This window comes from Erythrobacter aureus (genome assembly GCF_003355455.1).
Lineage (GTDB): Bacteria > Pseudomonadota > Alphaproteobacteria > Sphingomonadales > Sphingomonadaceae > Qipengyuania > Qipengyuania aurea.
On record NZ_CP031357.1, the window covers coordinates 2,194,058 to 2,210,312 of the forward strand.

The following is a 16,255-nucleotide window of genomic DNA, read 5'->3' on the forward strand; positions in this document are numbered from 1 at the left end:
ATTTGATATGCCTTTTATCGCACTTGCACACAAAAGCAACATCCAATATACCTTTTTTATGCAACTGAACCTCCGCACTGATTACGCCCTGCGCATGCTCATGGCGCTGGCCGCCACCGATCGAACCCTTTCGATCGACTGGATCGCCCAACGCTATGCGATTTCGCGCAACCACCTCGCCAAGGTGGCGCAGGATCTGGCGGCGGCGGGCTTCGTCGATACGCAGCGCGGCCGTGGTGGCGGACTCCGGCTTGCCCGGCCAGCCAACGCGATCAATGTCGGCGCCGTTGTACGCTCGCTCGAGCACTTCGACGGCTTCGTCGCCTGCATGGGCGGCAAGGCGGAATGCATGATCGATGGGGCCTGCGGGCTCAAACCCGCATTATCCGGTGCGCTCGAGGCATTCCTCGCCCATCTCGACGGCTTCACCCTGGCGGATATTGCCGCAGACCGGACTCGGTTGCTTGACCGGTTGACGCCGCAACCGGCCTGACCGCGCTCAGCAGATTTCGGCCGTGTTCTCCGGCGGCCGTCCGGGCGGTGTGCGTGCGGGATGCATGTGGAAGGGATCGCTCTTCAGCGCATGCCGCTCGCCGTAAGCCTCGGCCAGCACCGCGAAAAGCTGCGGATCGTAGGCCGAAAGATCGGTGTGACCCAGGATCTGCCGCCCGTCGAAGGCTTGCAGACGGTTGGAATTGAACCAGAACTGCGTCCCTTCGGCCCAGTATTCCTGTATCGTGGTGGTCGTATATTCCTCGAACCACAGCCCGTTCGCCAGCGCATTGGCATAGGCCGCCTCGACTTTGCGATAGAGCGCAGGGTCCGCACCCTCGATCGCGAACAGCACATTATGGGCGAATTCGTGAACGAAGATCGTTTCGCCGAAATAGCGGCTGATCGGCAGGCCGAGCACGTCCTCTTCCGATCCGACCATCCGCTCGCCTCCGATTCCGCGCGCGCGATTGTCCCAATATTCGCGGGTGCTCTTCGACCCGATGCGCACCTCGTAATGCTTGATCTCGCAGCGCGTGAGGCGCGGATCGTCTCTCGCGGGCTTGGTCCAGTGGGCGTTCTCGGGAAGGTCGAGCAGCGCCTCGTCACGCGCGATCAGGGCGACCCGGTAGTCGTTGGCGGCCAGCCAGGCGGCCAGATCGGGCCGGTGCGCGAGCATCCCGCGCATCATGTCGCGCGCGGCGAACAGCGCCTCGTCGGGCACGCGCGAGGACGAGAGGATCGGAATGCCCATCGCGTCGACATGCTTCTGATAGAAGGGCGCCGCCCCTAGCACTGCAGGAGGCGTACCGGCGGTGGTCGCGCAAGAGGCGAGCAATGCCGCGCAGGCTGTGATCGACAGAAACCGCATCGAGAAAGCTATTTGTCCGAGGCCTCTTTCGCCAGGCGGCTCATGAGGATCGCCGTGCGCTGCGCCTGCCGCACTATCGAGCGCAAATCGATCGCCTCGCCCTCGGCATGGCTGCCACTGCCCGCAGGCCCCATTCCGGCGAGCCCGTGCGTGTAGGGCGCGACGAAGCTGATATCGGCCGCCCCGCGGCGCGAGGGCGGATAGGGGGCCATCGGCTCGCGGCCGAGATCGGCGTTGATGACGTTGAGCTTGTCCAGCAGTGCGCGGTTGCCATCGGTCGGCGCCATCGGCGGATAGCGGAATTCGATCGTTATCTCGGCTTCGGTGCCGGGCAGGTGATCGGCGACGATGGCGCGCATCGTTTCGGCCGTGCGCTCGTTCTGCTCCTGCGTCAGCGCGCGCAGATCGCCGCGCGCCACGGCGCTGGACGGGATGATGTTGGTCTTCCCGCTGGTGGTAGCGGAAAGACCGTCCTCGCCCAATTCAGCGGGGGTTCCGCCCGCGACAAGTCCGACATTGTAGGTCAGGTTTTCTTCCGGCAGTTCGCGGCGGAAAGTGTCGAGGATGCGCGCCATCTCGTAGATCGCGCCATAGCCCGCATGCTCGGAGAAAATGCCCGAACTGTGCCCGCTCTTCGCATTTGTCGTCAGCGTCCAGCTCCCCGAGGATCGCCGCGCGATCACGCCCGCATCCTTGCCGTCGAGCACCGACAACCCCTCGAAGCCCAGCGCGACATCGGCCCATTCGCCTGCTTCGACAAGGTCGCGGCGCGCAGCCTCCAGGGGTTCGCCCGCATCCTCCTCGTCGCCCGTCAGCGCGACGACGATGTTGGCGCCATCGAGGGTGCCCGCCGCCTTCATCGCCCGCAGGGCGGAAAGGATCACGACGATCCCGCCCTTGTCGTCGACCACGCCCGGCCCGACCGCCCTGTCGCCCTCGCAGAGGAAGCCGGTAAAGGGCGATTCCGGTTCGAACACCGTGTCGAGATGCCCGATCAGCAGCATCTTGGTGGTGCCGGGCGCGCCCTCGTGCCGCGCGAAGAGATGCCCTGCCCGGCCCGCCGCAGACTGGTCGATCCACTCGACCGCGAATCCGAGGGCCTCGAACTCGGGCACCAGCACATCGGCCACTGCCTTCACGCCCGCATGGTTATGCGTGCCCGAATTGATGAGCGTGATTTCTTCGAGCAGCGCGACATCGCTCTCGAACCCGCTCTCGACGGTTTCGACGATGGCCTGCTCGGGCGCGGTGAGCTGGGCGGCAGCGGGGGAAGCCAAGGAGGCTGCGATTGCCAGCATGGGGAGAATGAAACGCATCGCGTGAATTGACGGTTTCGGTCCTCGCAAGTCAATGCGTTTGCCGCAAATACCAAATTTTGGTATCGTTGGCGAATGGCCGCCAAGAATACCTCTATCGCCTTGGGTAAACCCTATACCGATTTCGCTCGCAAAAAGGTCGAAAGCGGCGAGTTCGCCACCACCAGCGAAGTGGTGCGCGAAGCGATGCGGCAGTACATCGCGCAGGATACCAAACGCGAAGCGCTGGACCGCGCGCTGAAAGAAGGGCTCGACAGCGGGCCTGCCCGGCCATTCGATTTCGACGGCTTCCTCCGCGATATGCGGGCGAACTACAAAGCCGAATGATGCAATTCCGCCTGCGCGACGCGGCGAGGCGCGACCTTGCGGAAATCTGGCTAACCACCGCCGAACGCTGGGGCATCGATCAGGCCGACGACTATGTTCGGGCTCTTGAGGATTGCCTCCTACGCATCTGCGATTTCCCAGCGAGCTATCCGAACTACGAGGGTTGCCACGGAACCTTTCGCAAGGCCCTGAGCGGAGAGCACCTGATCTTCTATCGGGTTGGCCAGCAGGTGATCGACGTCGCCCGCATCCTGCACAACCGCATGGATGTAGAGGATATCCTCTAGCGCACAATCCACGCCGGGGGCCGATGAGCGCTGCCATGCAGGCCGCTTGTCCGGATGCGGTGACGCTCTCCCCCCGCGACTAGTAAACCCGCTTCTTCGGCTCGATATACTTCACATCGTCGGTCAGCGTGTATTCGTGGACCGGGCGGTAGTCGATCTTCACGCCGCCGCCGTTTCCGCCCCAGCCTTCGAACCAGGCGATGGTATGCTTCATCCATTCGCCATCGTTGCGGTCGGGGAAGTCCTCATGCGCGTGGGCGCCGCGGCTTTCCTTGCGGTTTTCGGCCGATGCCATGGTGACATTGGCCTGCGCCATGAGGTTGTCGAGCTCGAGCGTTTCGATAAGGTCGCTGTTCCAGATCAGCGAGCGGTCGTGGACCTTCACGTCCTCCATGCGCTTGTTGATCTGCTTCAGGTTTTCCACGCCCTCGGCCATCAGCTTGCTGTCGCGGAACACGGCTGCGTGGCGGGTCATGGTCTTCTGCATGTCCGCGCGCAGCGCCGCGGTCGGCGTGCCGCCATCGGCATGGCGGAAGTGGTCGAGACGCGTGAGCGACATTTCGGCGCTGTCCTTGGGTAGCTCGTCATGCGACGTGCCCGGCTTGATCAGCTCCTTGAGGCGATGGCCGGTCGCGCGGCCGAACACCACGAGGTCGATCAGCGAGTTCGAGCCGAGGCGGTTGGCACCATGGACCGAAACGCAGGCCGCTTCGCCCACCGCGAACAGGCCGGGGACGATCTTTTCCGGATCGTTCGCATCGCCCGCCATCACTTCGCCGTGATAGTTACAGGGGATGCCGCCCATGTTGTAGTGGACGGTCGGGGTGACCGGAAGCGGTTCGCGGGTCAGGTCGACACCGGCGAAGATCTTGCCGCTTTCGGTGATGCCCGGCAGGCGCTGCGCGAGCACGTTCGGGTCGATATGGTCGAGATGGAGGTAGATGTGGTCCTTTTCCGGGCCCACACCGCGGCCTTCGCGCATCTCGAGCGCCATCGAACGGCTGACGACATCGCGCGAGGCGAGGTCCTTCGCGCTCGGCGCATAGCGCTCCATGAACCGCTCGCCTTCGGAGTTGGTGAGATAGCCGCCCTCGCCGCGCGCGCCTTCGGTGATAAGCACGCCCGCGCCGTAAATGCCGGTCGGGTGGAACTGGACGAATTCCATATCCTGCATCGGAAGACCCGCACGCAGCACCATGCCGCCGCCGTCACCTGTGCAGGTGTGTGCCGATGTCGCGGTGAAGTAGCAGCGGCCATAGCCGCCGGTCGCCAGAACGACCGCCTTCGACCGGAAGCGGTGGATCGTGCCATCGTCGAGGCACATGGCGATCACGCCGACGCATTCCTTCTCGCCATTGGCCCCGTCCTTCATGATGAGGTCGAGCGCGAAATATTCGATGAAGAAGTCCGCGTCGTATTTCAGGCTCTGCTGGTAGAGCGCGTGGAGCATGGCATGGCCGGTGCGGTCGGCGGCGGCGCAGGTGCGCTGCACCGGCGGGCCTTCGCCCATGTTCTGCATGTGGCCGCCAAAGGGGCGCTGGTAGATCGTGCCGTCGTCGTTGCGGCTGAAGGGCACGCCCGCATGCTCCAGCTCGTAAACCGCCTGCGGGGCTTCGCGGACCATATATTCGATCGCGTCCTGATCGCCGAGCCAGTCGGAGCCCTTGACGGTATCGTACATGTGCCACGTCCAGTGATCGGGCGTGTTGTTGCCGAGGCTGGCGGCAATGCCGCCCTGCGCCGCGACGGTGTGCGAACGGGTCGGGAAGACCTTGGTGATATTGGCGGTCTTGAGGCCGCTTTCGGCGGCGCCCATCGTGGCGCGCAGGCCCGATCCGCCCGCGCCGACGACGACCACGTCATAGGTATGGTCGGTGATCGGATATTCGCGGCCGTTGATGCTGAAAGTATCGGTACGGGCCATCAGGCGGCTCCTCCGAGGGCGATGCGGGCGATCGAAACGAGGCCGAAGGCGCCGCCGCCGATGGTTGCAAGGTTGAGAAGGGCGAGAGTGCCGAACTTGGTGCCGGCGTCATGGACATAATCTTCGATCAGCACCTGCAGGCCGAGGCGCGCGTGCCAGAAGACCGAAATCACCAGCAGCGCCAGCGCGGTCGCGACCAGCGTCTGCGATGCCCAGCCGGTGACGGCGGCGTAGGAATAGTCCGGCAGCAGCGCGAGGCTCACCGCGAGAAAGAGCATCAGCACCAGATTGCCGATGGCGGTGAAGCGCTGCACCAGCCAGTGATGCGCGCCCTCATGCGCCGAGCCGAGCCCGCGCACGCGTCCGATGGAGGTTCCGTTACCCATGGGTGATGCTCACTTGAGAAGGACGAGGGCCCAGAAGCCCGCCGTAAGAAGAATGCCGATGACCGGTGCGAGGATCGACCAGGTCTTGTTGGTGTCGAGTTCGTAACCGGCGCCGATGTCGAGGACGAAGTGGCGAAGGCCGCTCATCATGTGGGTGAAGAAAGCCCACGACAGGCCAACCAGCACCACCATGCCCAGCGGCGATCCCATGACCGCTTCGAAAGTCGCATAGGCGTCCGGCCCCGCAGCCATCGCACCCAGCCACCACAGCAGCACGCCGAGGCCGACAAGGGCGAGCCCATCGCCGGTGATGCGGTGGAGGATCGAGACCGCCATATGCGGCCCCCATTTCCATATCTGAAGGTGCGGTGCGATCGGGCGGTTGGCCATGCGTTTCGTCCGGTTGGATAATTTGGAGGCCTTCCCTTAGCGAAGCTGGCGCATGGTGCAAGGCGTAGAGCCTCCTCTTTCCAACCTTCCCGTCATTCCCGCGAAGGCGGGAATCCAGATGCCCTTCCTGCCACTGGCAACGGTTGTAATGGACCCCCGCCTGCGCGGGGGTGACGTAGAGGGGTTGAGACGGTAACCGACGGCAATGACTAATATCCTTCTTACAGGCAGTTCCCGCGGGATCGGCGCGGCAGCGAAGACAGCGCTCGAAGCGCGCGGCGCCGAGGTCATTGGCCAGGCGACGCAGAGCAGTTCGGTCGACACCGTTCCGGCCGATTTTTGCGAACCGGGCGCGCCGCACGAATTGTGGGAAGCCGCCCGTGCCCGTCTCGGCGGCGCGATCGATGTGCTGGTCAACAATGCCGGCCTGTTCGATCCCAATCCGATCGAGCGATCGGACATCGAATGGCTCGATGCGTGGGAGGATACGATGCGGATCAACCTGACCGCCGCCGCGCAGCTCAGCCGTTTCGCCGTGAAGCACTGGCAGGAACGCGGCGTGCCGGGGCGCATCGTCCATGTTGCCAGCCGGGCGGGCCATCGCGGCGATTCGCCCGCGCACTGGCACTATGCGGCGAGCAAGGGCGGGATGCTGGCAATGCACAAGACCATCGCGCGCCAATATGCCAGCGAGGGCATATTGAGCTTCGCGATCACCCCGGGCTTTACCGACACGTCGATGGCGGGCGACTATCTCGAAAGCCGCGGCGGTTCCGGCCTGCTCGCCGACATCCCGCTGGGCCGCGTCGCCGAGCCGGAGGAAATCGCCAGGATCATCACCTTCTGCGCGCTCGATGCACCGCCGAGCATGACCGGCGCGACGCTCGATGCCAATGGAGCCAGCTATGTCCGCTAAATCGCTTCTTGCTTGCGCACTTGCGACTCTCGCTTCAGCCTGCGCCCCGCCGATCCAGCGGCCCGATCCGCTGCCCGAGCCCGAACGCGTCTCGCCGCAGCAATGGGCGTCCGGTTGCACGAAATGGGACGAATGGGACAAGCCCGCCCCACCCTATCGCATCCATGGATCGACCTATTACGTCGGCACCTGCGGCATTTCGGCGATCCTTATCGCGGGCGAGCAGGGCCATGTGCTGATCGACAGCGGGACCGAAGCGGGTGCCAAGGTAGTGCTCGACAATATCGGCAAGCTCGGCTTCCGCCCCAATGAGATTGCCAGCCTGTTGCATAGCCACGAACATTTCGATCACACCGGCGGACACGCGCTGATCAAACAAGCCAGCGGCGCGCATGTCGTCGCCTCGCGCAGAGCGGTCGAGGTCCTGAGAACGGGCGAATCCGGCCCGCAGGACCCGCAATTCGGCATGCACGATGCCATGGAACCGGTCGGGGTCGACGTGGTGGTCGGCGATGGCGACACGGTCCGCAGCGAAACCGCCACCCTCACCGCGCTCGCCACCCCCGGACATTCGCCCGGCGCGCTGAGCTGGACATGGCAATCCTGCGATGCAGCAGGGGACTGCCTCGATATCGTCTATGCCGACTCGCTGTCGCCGGTCAGCAGCGATGATTACCGCTTCGCCGATCATCCCGACTATGTCGCCGCCTATCGCGCCGGGCTGCAAACCTTGCGCGAGGTCGACTGCGACCTGCTGATCACGCCGCATCCATCGGCGAGCAAGATGGTCGAGCGAGCGGCAGGGGGATCGCTGGTCGGCGGCACGAGCTGCAGCCAATATGTCGATGCGATCGAGGCGCGGCTCGACAAGCGGCTCGCCAAGGAGCGTGGCGGTGAGTGACGCGTGGAAGATCCGTGCCGAAGTATCGAAGCCGGTCGCCAGGGCGGCGCTCGTCGCGCATGAGGATGCGCTCGACTGGCCTTGCGAATGGGTGGTCACCGGCATGGAGGTCGCCGACCATCTGCCCGACGAATGGACTTTCGAAGTCTATCTCGACCGCAAGCCCAAACCGGCCGATCTCAAGCGCGTGGCCGCGCTGTTCGAAGGCACGCCTCCCGCTCTTTCGGTCGAAAAACTGCCCGATACCGACTGGGTGACCGAAAGCCAAAAGGGCGTCGATCCGATCCGCGCGGGCCGGTTTTACGTCCGCACGCCAGAGCACGACGCCGATCCGGCGATGGTCGATTTCGTCATACCCGCCAGCCAGGCCTTCGGCACCGGACAGCACGAGACCACGGCGGGCTGCCTCGCCATACTCGACCTGATGAAGCGCGAAGGCGTGGTCGCGCGCAACCACGTCGATATCGGCACGGGCACCGGATTGCTGGCCTTCGCCGCCATGCACCTCTGGCCGAACGCCACGGCCACCGCATCGGATATCGATCCCGTCTGCGCGGACGTGGTGCGCGACAATATGGCGACCAATGCCATTGCCGAAGGCGACGGACCGGGCGAACTGACGATGGTGATTGCCGACGGTATGGACAACCCGCTTCTCGCGCTGCGCGGACCATACGATCTGTTCATCGCCAATATCCTTGCCGGGCCGCTGGTGGAGCTTGCGCCGTCCTTCGCTGGATCGATCGCACCGGGCGGCAACCTGCTGCTTGCCGGCCTGCTCGAAACGCAGGAGAGCCGCGTGCGCCGCGCCTACCGCGCACTAGGCTTCCGTCTGTCGCGCAAGCTGGTCAATGGCGACTGGTCGATCCTGTGGCTGCGCAAGAGCCGCATACGGTGAGACGCGCGGCGAAGTGGGCTGCCTGGGCACTGGCCGTTCCCGCGACGCTGCTGACCCTGTTCTTACTCGCCGCATGGATCGGCAGCGCCATTCCGCGCAATGCAGGCTGGACCGAGCCCGCCGTCGGCATCGACATCATGGTGGAAACCAATGGCGTCCACACGGCCATCGTCATGCCGCTGACCTCCCCGCAAAAGGATTGGCGTGCGGAGTTCCCGGCACGCGATCTGTCGATGCCCTATCGCCCCTACACCCATGTCTCGGTGAGCTGGGGGGAACGCGAAGTATTTCTCAACACACCGACCTGGGGCGATATCACGCTGTCGACGGCGGTCGGCGCGCTCGCCAATGGCGACGGTCTGCTGCATGTCGCGCACTATATCCGCCCTGCCCCAAGTCCAACGCTGCGCGTGCTGAGGATCGCGCCCGACGAATACGCCCGGCTGGTGACGGCGATCGAACGGGTCGTGCCACCGCTCGAAGGCCGCGCGATCCATCCCGGCTATTTCGACCACGACGTGTTCTACGATGCCCCCGGCACCTATCACCTTGGCAACACCTGCAACCAGTGGACCAGCGACACGCTCGCCGCAGCCGGTATCCGTACCGGGCTGTGGACGCCGCTGGCCGGCGGGGTCATGCGCTGGGTCCCCCTGCCGGAGACACGGGGGCATGCGGAGGGCTAAGGCGCGACGGCTCCGCGGCTGGGCTCGGTCGCATTCGCGTCGCTCGCCCGCATACCGTCATACTTGGCGATTGCCTGCACGATACTTTGCATCATCTCCATCCGCGTAAGCGTCGGCTCTCGCGTGCGGGCGATCATCACCGCGACGGCATAGCCGCGACCTTGCGGAGAGGTGACGATGCCGACATCGTTGTAACCCGATTGTTCGCCATCGAAAAATTGCCCGGTGCCGGTCTTGTGGCGCACGGTCCAGCCCTCGGGCGCCCCCGCTTTCAGTCGCCTCGGTCCGCTTTTGGTCTGCTCCAGCGTGTCCAGCAGCAAGCGAGTCGACTCTTCGGACAGCAAATCGCCGCGATAGAGGCGGGCCAGCGCCTCGACGATCGCCACCGGCGGCGCGCCGTCCGGCGGATCGGCGAGATAGGTTTCGAAGGCCTCGCGCCGACGCGCATCGGGCACCTGGTCGCGCGCATCGAAAAAGGCCGGCCCCTGCGAATAGGACTGGCGCCATTCCAGCCCGGCAATCGCGCTCTGCTTGGTCCGCTCGTCGGTGCCGAAACGGATGCTCGACAGACCATGACCGTCGAGGAAATCCTGCACCGCCTCCGGCCCGCCGACACGCCTTAAAACACGGTCATTCGCGGTATTGTCGCTTTCGACGATCGCACGCGCGATCAGATCGGCGTAATCCGAAGAAAAGCTGCCCTTCCGCCGCACGATCTTGCGGATCGGCTGATAGAACACCGTAAGGTCCCGGCTGCGGATTTCGACCATTTCGGCCAGATCGAGACGGCCCGCATCGACTTCGTCGAGAGCGGTCATCGCCACCCACAGCTTGCTGACGCTTTGTTGCGGGAAGCGCTCCAGCCCGTTGAAATGCAGCGTTCGGAGCGCCTCGATATCGTGCACGGCGATACCCACATGGCCTGCGAAGGTGCCGCCGATTCGGCTGATTTCGCGGTCAAGCTCTTGCTGGTCCGGTGAAAGCGCGATCGGTTTGATTTCGGCCTGGACCTGCTCGACGACGGGATCTTCCGCACCCGTCTGTGCCTGAGCCAGCCACACGACCAGCACGGCCAGCAGCATGACCGGAATGGCTATCAGCAGGAAACGGAGCGGGACGGACACACTGTCTCAACGCACGAAACCGTTCATGTTCCGCCGAAATTTCAGCCGACCAGCCCCGAATCCGCCGCCGCTTCGCCCGGTAGCGGACGGCCGACATCGAGCATCGTGCGCACGCGCTCCGAAAACATCAGCCTGCCCTGTGGGTAATGGGTACGATGAATGTCCATCAATCGATCGAGATGCGCCTGGCCGAGACTATCGCGGAAATGCGGCCCCAGCGCGCTCTTGCCGAAATGCGGGCGCGTATCCGGTTCGTACTGCATCACGAGAAGCTGGAGCCGCTCGAGCCAGGCATAATCGCGCGGGTCGGCGAACAGGTCGATCGCCGCCATCGCCTGCCTGGCATTGGCGGCGAAATGCGGGCCTGCCTCGCCGGGCAGTTCGCGCACCGAGATGATACCCTTGAGATAGAAGCCCAGATCGCGCAGCGCATCGGCCTCGTGAATGATGAATTTCACCACGGCGGGCGCTTTTTCGAGCGGTACGAAAAAGGCGAGATTGTACCCTGTGTACGTGGTCGAAAAGAGCCCGCGCGTAATGCTCGGCGCGCGGTTTTCCTTCAGTCCCGGTTTGGGATCGTAGAGATAATCGAGATCGCCCGGATCGGTGACCACGCGCTCGCTCTGCTTGAGATCGAGCCAGTCGATGAACCGCTGCATGGGACGGCGCAGTTTCGGTAGGAACCGGTCGAACTTGTAATAGCGCTTGAGGAACCACTTGGCGAACCAGCCGCTGCCACCCTTGGCCTCCGGGTGTGCGGAAGGCTCCTGCCCCTTGTCGCATTCGGCGAGGGCATGGAGCATGATCACCGGATCGTCGGGATCGGTATAGGGCAATACAGCCCAGTTCGCCGCGATAGAGCCCTGCTTCAGCTCGCCCAGTTTCGACAGGCGGCTCATCGAGCTGACCGATACATAGGGTTCGAGCGGCTTGGTCTCCAGCACCAGCTCGACGATCGGCGCGATCGTGCCGAAGGACAGGGCGACATAGGCGAAATCGGGATCGCCGCGTTTCAGCGTCACCCGCTGCCCCGTACCGTTCAGGAACGTCAGCTCGACGATACTGTCGGCCATCACCGCACGCGGGCCGAAGCCATGCGTGCCCGTCGCCAGGGCGCCGATGACCGACTGCTCCATGTAATTGCCCGAATTGTGCAAACCGCGGCCATGCTCGTCGCGCAGAAACAGCTTGAGATCGCGCACGGATACCGAAGCGCCCACGCGCACGGTTTCGGTCGCGGCATCATAGGTCAGCGTTTTCAGCCCGCCTTCGCGCATCATCATCGCGGTCACGCCGGGCACCACCTGCACGCCGTTATAGGAATGCGATTTGCCGATGCAGGTATATTCACCTTCACCGATCAGTTTACCGAGCCGCGCTTCGTCAGCCGGCACACGCGCTTCCGTTTCGCAGCGGAAGACGTTTATCCACGAACGGATCCAGCGCTTCCCTTCGGTTCCTGCCGCGCGCGCATCGGCGCGTCGCTCACTCCTGCTCAGATTGCTCCCAATCATGGCACCCCCCTGCCAAGCCACTGTCTTCCCGCCATAACCCGCTCGGCGGGCATTGGCGAGGACAGGAACGACATCCTCACAGGACCGGAACCAAGACCGCTCCGGGACACTGTCAGGGAGAGTCATTCTTCCGGAGACCTTATGACCAAGACCCTACTCATAACCGGCGCTTCCACCGGTATTGGCGCGGCCACGGCTCGCGCGGCCGCCAATGCCGGATGGAATGTCGCCTTGCTCGCCCGCTCGCAGGACGCACTCGAACGCCTTGCCGAAGAGATCGGCGACACCGCGCTGGCCCTGCCGTGCGACATCACCGATCGCGAGCAGCTCGACAAGGCGGTCGAACGGGCGGTGAACCGTTTCGGCGGGCTCGATGCGGTTTACGCCAATGCGGGTATGGGCGTGTCGAAACCGGGGATCGAGAAAGGCGCCCCGGAGGAGTGGCACGCCATGATCCATCTCAACGTGCTCGCGGTGCTGACCACCGCGCATGCCACGCTGCCGCATCTGCGCAAGACCAAGGGGCATTTCGTCGTCACCGGCTCGAAAGCCGGTCGCGATCACCTCAAGGGATCGGTCTATGGCGCGACCAAATGGTTCGTGCAGGGCTTTGCCGGCAATCTTGCCGAAGAAATGCGCGAATGGGGCGGCCGTTGTACGGTCATCACGCCGGGCATGGTCGACACACCCTTTTTCGACGAGCCCAAGCCCGAGAAGATTCAGCCCGAAGATGTCGCCAACTCAGTGGTTTTCGCGCTGGAACAGCCGGACACTGCCAGCGTGCGCGAAATCCACATCATGCCGAACGACTAGGAGCTGGCAGTCGAGGGGCCGACACCGGCCAGCGTTTCCTTCGCAAAATCCAGCGCGGCGCGCGCAAACGCCTCCATATTGGGGATGCGCGCGTCGCTGCCGGTCTGCGTGAGACATGTCCATTCGCCATCCGGCCCGACCAGCGCGGCACAGCTCTGGCCCGCCGGTGCACCGCTCGGATGGGTCGAACCGCCGACCGATCCGCTTTCCGCCAGACCCCATGCCGCGCCGAAATTGTCGCGAATGGCCCGCGCCTGGAGCAGCGCATACTTCTCGCTCGCGCCGCGCATTCCGCGATAGGCGTCGCGCGGCTGGGCAAACAGCACGTCGCGCGCCCTGAACGAATAGACCACCCCGCCCCCGACAAAGAAATCGAGCGCGCCCGGCACGGTCAGCAGCGATGCCGCGATCAGCCCGCCGCTGGCCCCATCGGCCACCGCAATTGTCTCGCCCCGCGCGCGCAAATGACCTGCGATGCGCGCGGCGATGGGGTGCGTCTGTTCGAGCCAGCTCATCCGGCCTCGGCGACGATTTTCGCCCAGCCTGCCTCGTCGATCACCTCGATCCCCAGTTCCTCGGCCTTTTTCAGCTTGCTGCCCGCGCCCGGTCCGGCGACGAGCAGGTCGGTCTTCGCGCTGACCGATCCGCTGGCCTTGGCGCCGAGGCGTTCGGCCTGCGCCTTGGCCTCGTCGCGGCTCATCGTCTCGAGCTTGCCGGTGAAGACCACGGTCTTGCCGCTGACGGGGCTGTCCTTCGTCTCGACCTCGTAGAGCGGGGGCGAGACTTCGGACAGGATATCGTCCCACACCGCCCGGTTGTGGTCTTCGTGGAAGAAGTCGGCCAGAGATTCCGCCACGGTTGCGCCGAACTGGTCCGCCACGCCGAAGATATCCTTCGCTCGTTGGTCCATCCGCATCTTGAACGGTGAAGGTTTCTCGCCTTCCTCGCGCGGGTTTTTGCGCCGGTACTCGTCAAACGCCTCCGCGCGTCGGCGGACCTCTTCGAGCACGGCAGCGGCCTTCATCAGATCGCGCGCCGTAACCGCACCGACATGACGGATGCCAAGGCCGAACAGCAGCCGCGCCGCATCGGGCTGTCGCCGGGCTTCCACAGAAGCCAACAGGTTGTCCACAGACCGCTCCTTCCACCCGTCGAGCGCGAGGATGTCCTCGCGGCGCTGGTTGAGGCGGAAGATGTCTGCGGGGCTTTCGAGCCAGCCGAGGGCGAAGAACTGATCGATCGTCTTCTCCCCCAGCCCATCGATATCGAGCGCACCGCGAGAGACAAAATGTTTCAGTCTTTCCGTGCGTTGTGCGGGACAGATAAGACCGCCTGTGCACCGGACATCGACTTCGCCTTCCTCCGCCACGGCCTCGCTGCCGCATTCGGGGCAGCGGGAAAAGTCCGGCATCTTCGCGTCGGGTCTCGGCTCGTCGCGGGTCAGATTATCCACAAGCTGTGGAATAACGTCGCCCGCCCGCTGGACCACCACGCGGTCGCCCGGGCGTACGCCCAGCCGCGCGATCTCGTCGCGATTGTGCAGCGTGACATTGGTTACCGTGACCCCGCCCACCAGCACCGGCGCGAGACGGCCCACCGGGGTCAGCTTGCCCGTGCGCCCGACCTGGATATCGATGCTCTCCAGCGTGGTTTCGGCGCGCTCGGCAGGGAATTTGTGCGCCAACGCCCAGCGCGGTGCCTTGGCGACGAAGCCCAGCCGCTGCTGGTAATCGAGCCGGTCGACCTTGTAGACGACGCCGTCGATTTCGTAGGGCAGCGTCGCGCGCTGCGTAGCGATCGTCTCGTAATGCGCGAGGATGTCGGATGCGCTGTCGAAACGGGCGAATAGCGGCGAGACGGGCACACCCCAGCGCTCGATCCGGCGCACAACCTCCGCTTGTGTCGCGCCTGGCACGTTGGACGCCGCGCCCCAGCCATGCGCCCAGAACTTCAGCGGACGCTGCGCGGTGACGCTCGCATCCTTCTGCCGCAGCGAGCCTGCGGCGGCATTGCGCGGATTGGCGAACTGGCGGACCTTGGCCGGGTCGAAATCCTCGCCCTTCTCCTGCGCGGCGGCGCGCGCATCGTCCATCAGGCGAGCGTTGAGCGCCTCGAAATCGGCGCGCGCCATATAGACCTCGCCGCGAATCTCGAACACTTCGGGCGCGTCCCCGGCAAGCTGCTGCGGAATGTCGGCGATATGCGCGACATTGGGCGTCACATCCTCGCCCACCTGCCCGTCGCCGCGCGTGGCGGCACGGACCAGCGCGCCCTGTTCGTAGCGCAAGCTGCAGGACAGGCCGTCGATCTTGTCCTCGGCGGTGAAGGCAACCGGCGCGTCCTCGGCAAGCGAAAGGAACCGCCGCACGCGCGCGATCCATTCCTCGACCTCCTCGGCGTTGAAGGCATTGTCGAGGCTCATCATGCGAACCTCGTGGCGGACCTTGGAAAGCGGCGAGGCCGACGCGGTATGCCCGACCTTCCGGCTGGGCGAATCCTCGCGCACCAGATGCGGAAACGCCGCCTCCAGCTCGGCATTGCGGCGGACCAGCGCATCGTATTCCGGATCCGAAATCTCGGGCGCGTCCTCGGCATGGTAAAGCCGGTCGTGCTTCGCGATTTGCTTCGCGAGCCGCATCAGCTCGTTGGCGGCTTCTGCCTCGGTGATGTCGTTCACAAGGTGACCTTTGCCGGTGGTGACTGACCATCAAAAGCACTATCGGCAAAGGCCCCATCACGCTCAACCCAGTGCATGAACAGGTGGGCCGACCATTCGTTCGGGTTCGGCAGGACGCGCCCATGGTGACGAGTGACACCTTGATAGAGCACCGCATCACCCACCTCCATCGGCGCGCTAGAGTAGGATTCGTCGTCACGAAAAGAAGCGTCAGCCCTTTCGTACGGTTTCCCTGTCGCCTCATTTGCAACGTCAAGCGGCCAAATTCTGTCATCTGAGTAGCCAAGCGTCAGTGACAAACTGTGTTCACACGCCGGGCGATCGCCGTGAACCTTACAAATGTCGCCTCTGCGGTAGATGCGAAAATACGCATATGTCGGAAGCAAATCTCGCCCAGTGTGCAGCGAAATCGCAGGGGTAAGGCCCCAATGAAAAGTTGCCATGGGCGGATAATGATAGCCGTAAAGTTCCGGTGCCGGTCGGTTCAATAGGGGCTGCATTTTCTCAAGTTTGTCGAAGCTAACCCCCTGACGGGAAAGATCATTCTTTAGCCGCACCAGAAAACCACTCGCGATCTCGCGCGGAACCATTTTTCGTATGTGGACGTAACCGTCCCTGTCATAATCTTGATTTTGACCCGTGGCAGTCATCCTGAACGATCCATTTTCGATTAGTCCCGTACCCGATTACTGCTGTATTAGTACGTCGGTGCTTTAGCCAAACCAGCGTGCCC

Annotated in this window: 18 protein-coding genes; 8 read left to right on the top strand and 10 right to left on the bottom strand. The window is 64.2% G+C overall.

Features of this window, described 5'->3' with window-relative positions; translation table 11 throughout:
• The first annotated feature begins 58 nt into the window (after positions 1-58).
• The gene (locus DVR09_RS10710) at positions 59-493 is read left to right on the top strand and encodes an RrF2 family transcriptional regulator (RefSeq protein ID WP_115417908.1); all 435 of its coding nucleotides are present in this window, start codon (positions 59-61) and stop codon (positions 491-493) included.
• A gap of 6 nt (positions 494-499) precedes the next feature.
• Here the strand turns inward: DVR09_RS10710 and DVR09_RS10715 are convergent, their stop codons facing one another.
• Both DVR09_RS10715 and DVR09_RS10720 read right to left on the bottom strand, forming a co-directional pair.
• Positions 500-1,363, bottom strand: coding sequence for a glycoside hydrolase (locus tag DVR09_RS10715; RefSeq protein WP_115416918.1), 864 nt, complete (start codon positions 1,361-1,363; stop codon positions 500-502).
• Between the two features lie 8 nt (positions 1,364-1,371).
• Positions 1,372-2,679 (bottom strand): M20/M25/M40 family metallo-hydrolase, encoded by a 1,308-nt coding sequence (locus DVR09_RS10720; RefSeq protein ID WP_115416919.1) that lies wholly within the window; start codon positions 2,677-2,679, stop codon positions 1,372-1,374.
• Positions 2,680-2,754: 75 nt separating this feature from the next.
• On the opposite strand from DVR09_RS10720, the gene DVR09_RS10725 reads away from it, so the two are divergent.
• Together DVR09_RS10725 and DVR09_RS10730 are read left to right on the top strand one after the other, a co-directional pair.
• Entirely contained in the window at positions 2,755-3,006 is a 252-nt protein-coding gene (locus DVR09_RS10725; RefSeq protein ID WP_115416920.1) for a type II toxin-antitoxin system ParD family antitoxin, read from the top strand.
• Entirely contained in the window at positions 3,003-3,293 is a 291-nt protein-coding gene (locus DVR09_RS10730; RefSeq protein ID WP_115416921.1) for a type II toxin-antitoxin system RelE/ParE family toxin, read from the top strand. The genes DVR09_RS10725 and DVR09_RS10730 overlap by 4 nt, the downstream gene beginning before the upstream one ends.
• 79 nt (positions 3,294-3,372) lie before the next feature.
• Here the strand turns inward: DVR09_RS10730 and sdhA are convergent, their stop codons facing one another.
• Genes sdhA through sdhC form a run of 3 tightly spaced genes read right to left on the bottom strand, consistent with a single transcriptional unit; the run spans position 3,373 to position 5,993 of the window.
• Positions 3,373-5,217, bottom strand: a complete 1,845-nt coding sequence (gene sdhA, locus DVR09_RS10735; protein ID WP_115416922.1) for a succinate dehydrogenase flavoprotein subunit — start codon at positions 5,215-5,217, stop codon at positions 3,373-3,375.
• Positions 5,217-5,603, bottom strand: coding sequence for a succinate dehydrogenase, hydrophobic membrane anchor protein (gene sdhD, locus DVR09_RS10740; protein WP_115416923.1), 387 nt, complete (start codon positions 5,601-5,603; stop codon positions 5,217-5,219). Before sdhD ends, sdhA begins: the two co-directional genes overlap by 1 nt.
• A 9-nt stretch (positions 5,604-5,612) precedes the next feature.
• Complete coding sequence (gene sdhC, locus DVR09_RS10745; RefSeq protein ID WP_115416924.1) at positions 5,613-5,993, bottom strand: succinate dehydrogenase, cytochrome b556 subunit; 381 nt, start codon at positions 5,991-5,993, stop codon at positions 5,613-5,615.
• A 205-nt stretch (positions 5,994-6,198) separates the two neighbouring features.
• On the opposite strand from sdhC, the gene DVR09_RS10750 reads away from it, so the two are divergent.
• Genes DVR09_RS10750 through DVR09_RS10765 form a run of 4 tightly spaced genes read left to right on the top strand, consistent with a single transcriptional unit; the run spans position 6,199 to position 9,394 of the window.
• A complete protein-coding gene (locus DVR09_RS10750; RefSeq protein WP_115416925.1) occupies positions 6,199-6,909 on the top strand; it encodes an SDR family NAD(P)-dependent oxidoreductase in 711 nt (236 codons plus the stop codon).
• Positions 6,899-7,810, top strand: coding sequence for a subclass B3 metallo-beta-lactamase (gene bla, locus DVR09_RS10755; RefSeq protein ID WP_115416926.1), 912 nt, complete (start codon positions 6,899-6,901; stop codon positions 7,808-7,810). The genes DVR09_RS10750 and bla (DVR09_RS10755) overlap by 11 nt, the downstream gene beginning before the upstream one ends.
• Positions 7,755-8,708 carry a 50S ribosomal protein L11 methyltransferase gene (locus DVR09_RS10760; protein ID WP_115416927.1) on the top strand — a complete coding sequence of 318 codons (954 nt, stop codon included), beginning with the start codon at positions 7,755-7,757 and terminating at the stop codon, positions 8,706-8,708. The genes bla (DVR09_RS10755) and DVR09_RS10760 overlap by 56 nt, the downstream gene beginning before the upstream one ends.
• Complete coding sequence (locus DVR09_RS10765; RefSeq protein ID WP_234041405.1) at positions 8,705-9,394, top strand: DUF2459 domain-containing protein; 690 nt, start codon at positions 8,705-8,707, stop codon at positions 9,392-9,394. The genes DVR09_RS10760 and DVR09_RS10765 overlap by 4 nt, the downstream gene beginning before the upstream one ends.
• On the opposite strand, the gene bla (DVR09_RS10770) is transcribed toward DVR09_RS10765, so the two are convergent.
• The gene (bla, locus tag DVR09_RS10770; RefSeq protein WP_234041406.1) at positions 9,391-10,518 is read right to left on the bottom strand and encodes a class A beta-lactamase; all 1,128 of its coding nucleotides are present in this window, start codon (positions 10,516-10,518) and stop codon (positions 9,391-9,393) included. The genes DVR09_RS10765 and bla (DVR09_RS10770) overlap by 4 nt on opposite strands.
• 41 nt (positions 10,519-10,559) lie before the next feature.
• Entirely contained in the window at positions 10,560-12,032 is a 1,473-nt protein-coding gene (locus tag DVR09_RS10775) for an FAD-binding protein (protein WP_162814941.1), read from the bottom strand.
• Positions 12,033-12,173: 141 nt separating this feature from the next.
• On the opposite strand from DVR09_RS10775, the gene DVR09_RS10780 reads away from it, so the two are divergent.
• Positions 12,174-12,845 carry an SDR family oxidoreductase gene (locus tag DVR09_RS10780; protein WP_115416929.1) on the top strand — a complete coding sequence of 224 codons (672 nt, stop codon included), beginning with the start codon at positions 12,174-12,176 and terminating at the stop codon, positions 12,843-12,845.
• On the opposite strand, the gene DVR09_RS10785 is transcribed toward DVR09_RS10780, so the two are convergent.
• The 3 genes from DVR09_RS10785 to DVR09_RS10795 are packed head-to-tail and all read right to left on the bottom strand — an operon-like array spanning position 12,842 to position 16,172.
• The gene (locus DVR09_RS10785; protein ID WP_115416930.1) at positions 12,842-13,360 is read right to left on the bottom strand and encodes a CinA family protein; all 519 of its coding nucleotides are present in this window, start codon (positions 13,358-13,360) and stop codon (positions 12,842-12,844) included. The genes DVR09_RS10780 and DVR09_RS10785 overlap by 4 nt on opposite strands.
• A complete protein-coding gene (gene ligA / locus DVR09_RS10790; protein ID WP_115417911.1) occupies positions 13,357-15,483 on the bottom strand; it encodes an NAD-dependent DNA ligase LigA in 2,127 nt (708 codons plus the stop codon). The genes DVR09_RS10785 and ligA overlap by 4 nt, the downstream gene beginning before the upstream one ends.
• A gap of 35 nt (positions 15,484-15,518) precedes the next feature.
• Positions 15,519-16,172: a hypothetical protein gene (locus tag DVR09_RS10795; protein WP_115416931.1), complete on the bottom strand. Its 654-nt coding sequence runs from the start codon at positions 16,170-16,172 to the stop codon at positions 15,519-15,521.
• Positions 16,173-16,255 lie beyond the last annotated feature (83 nt).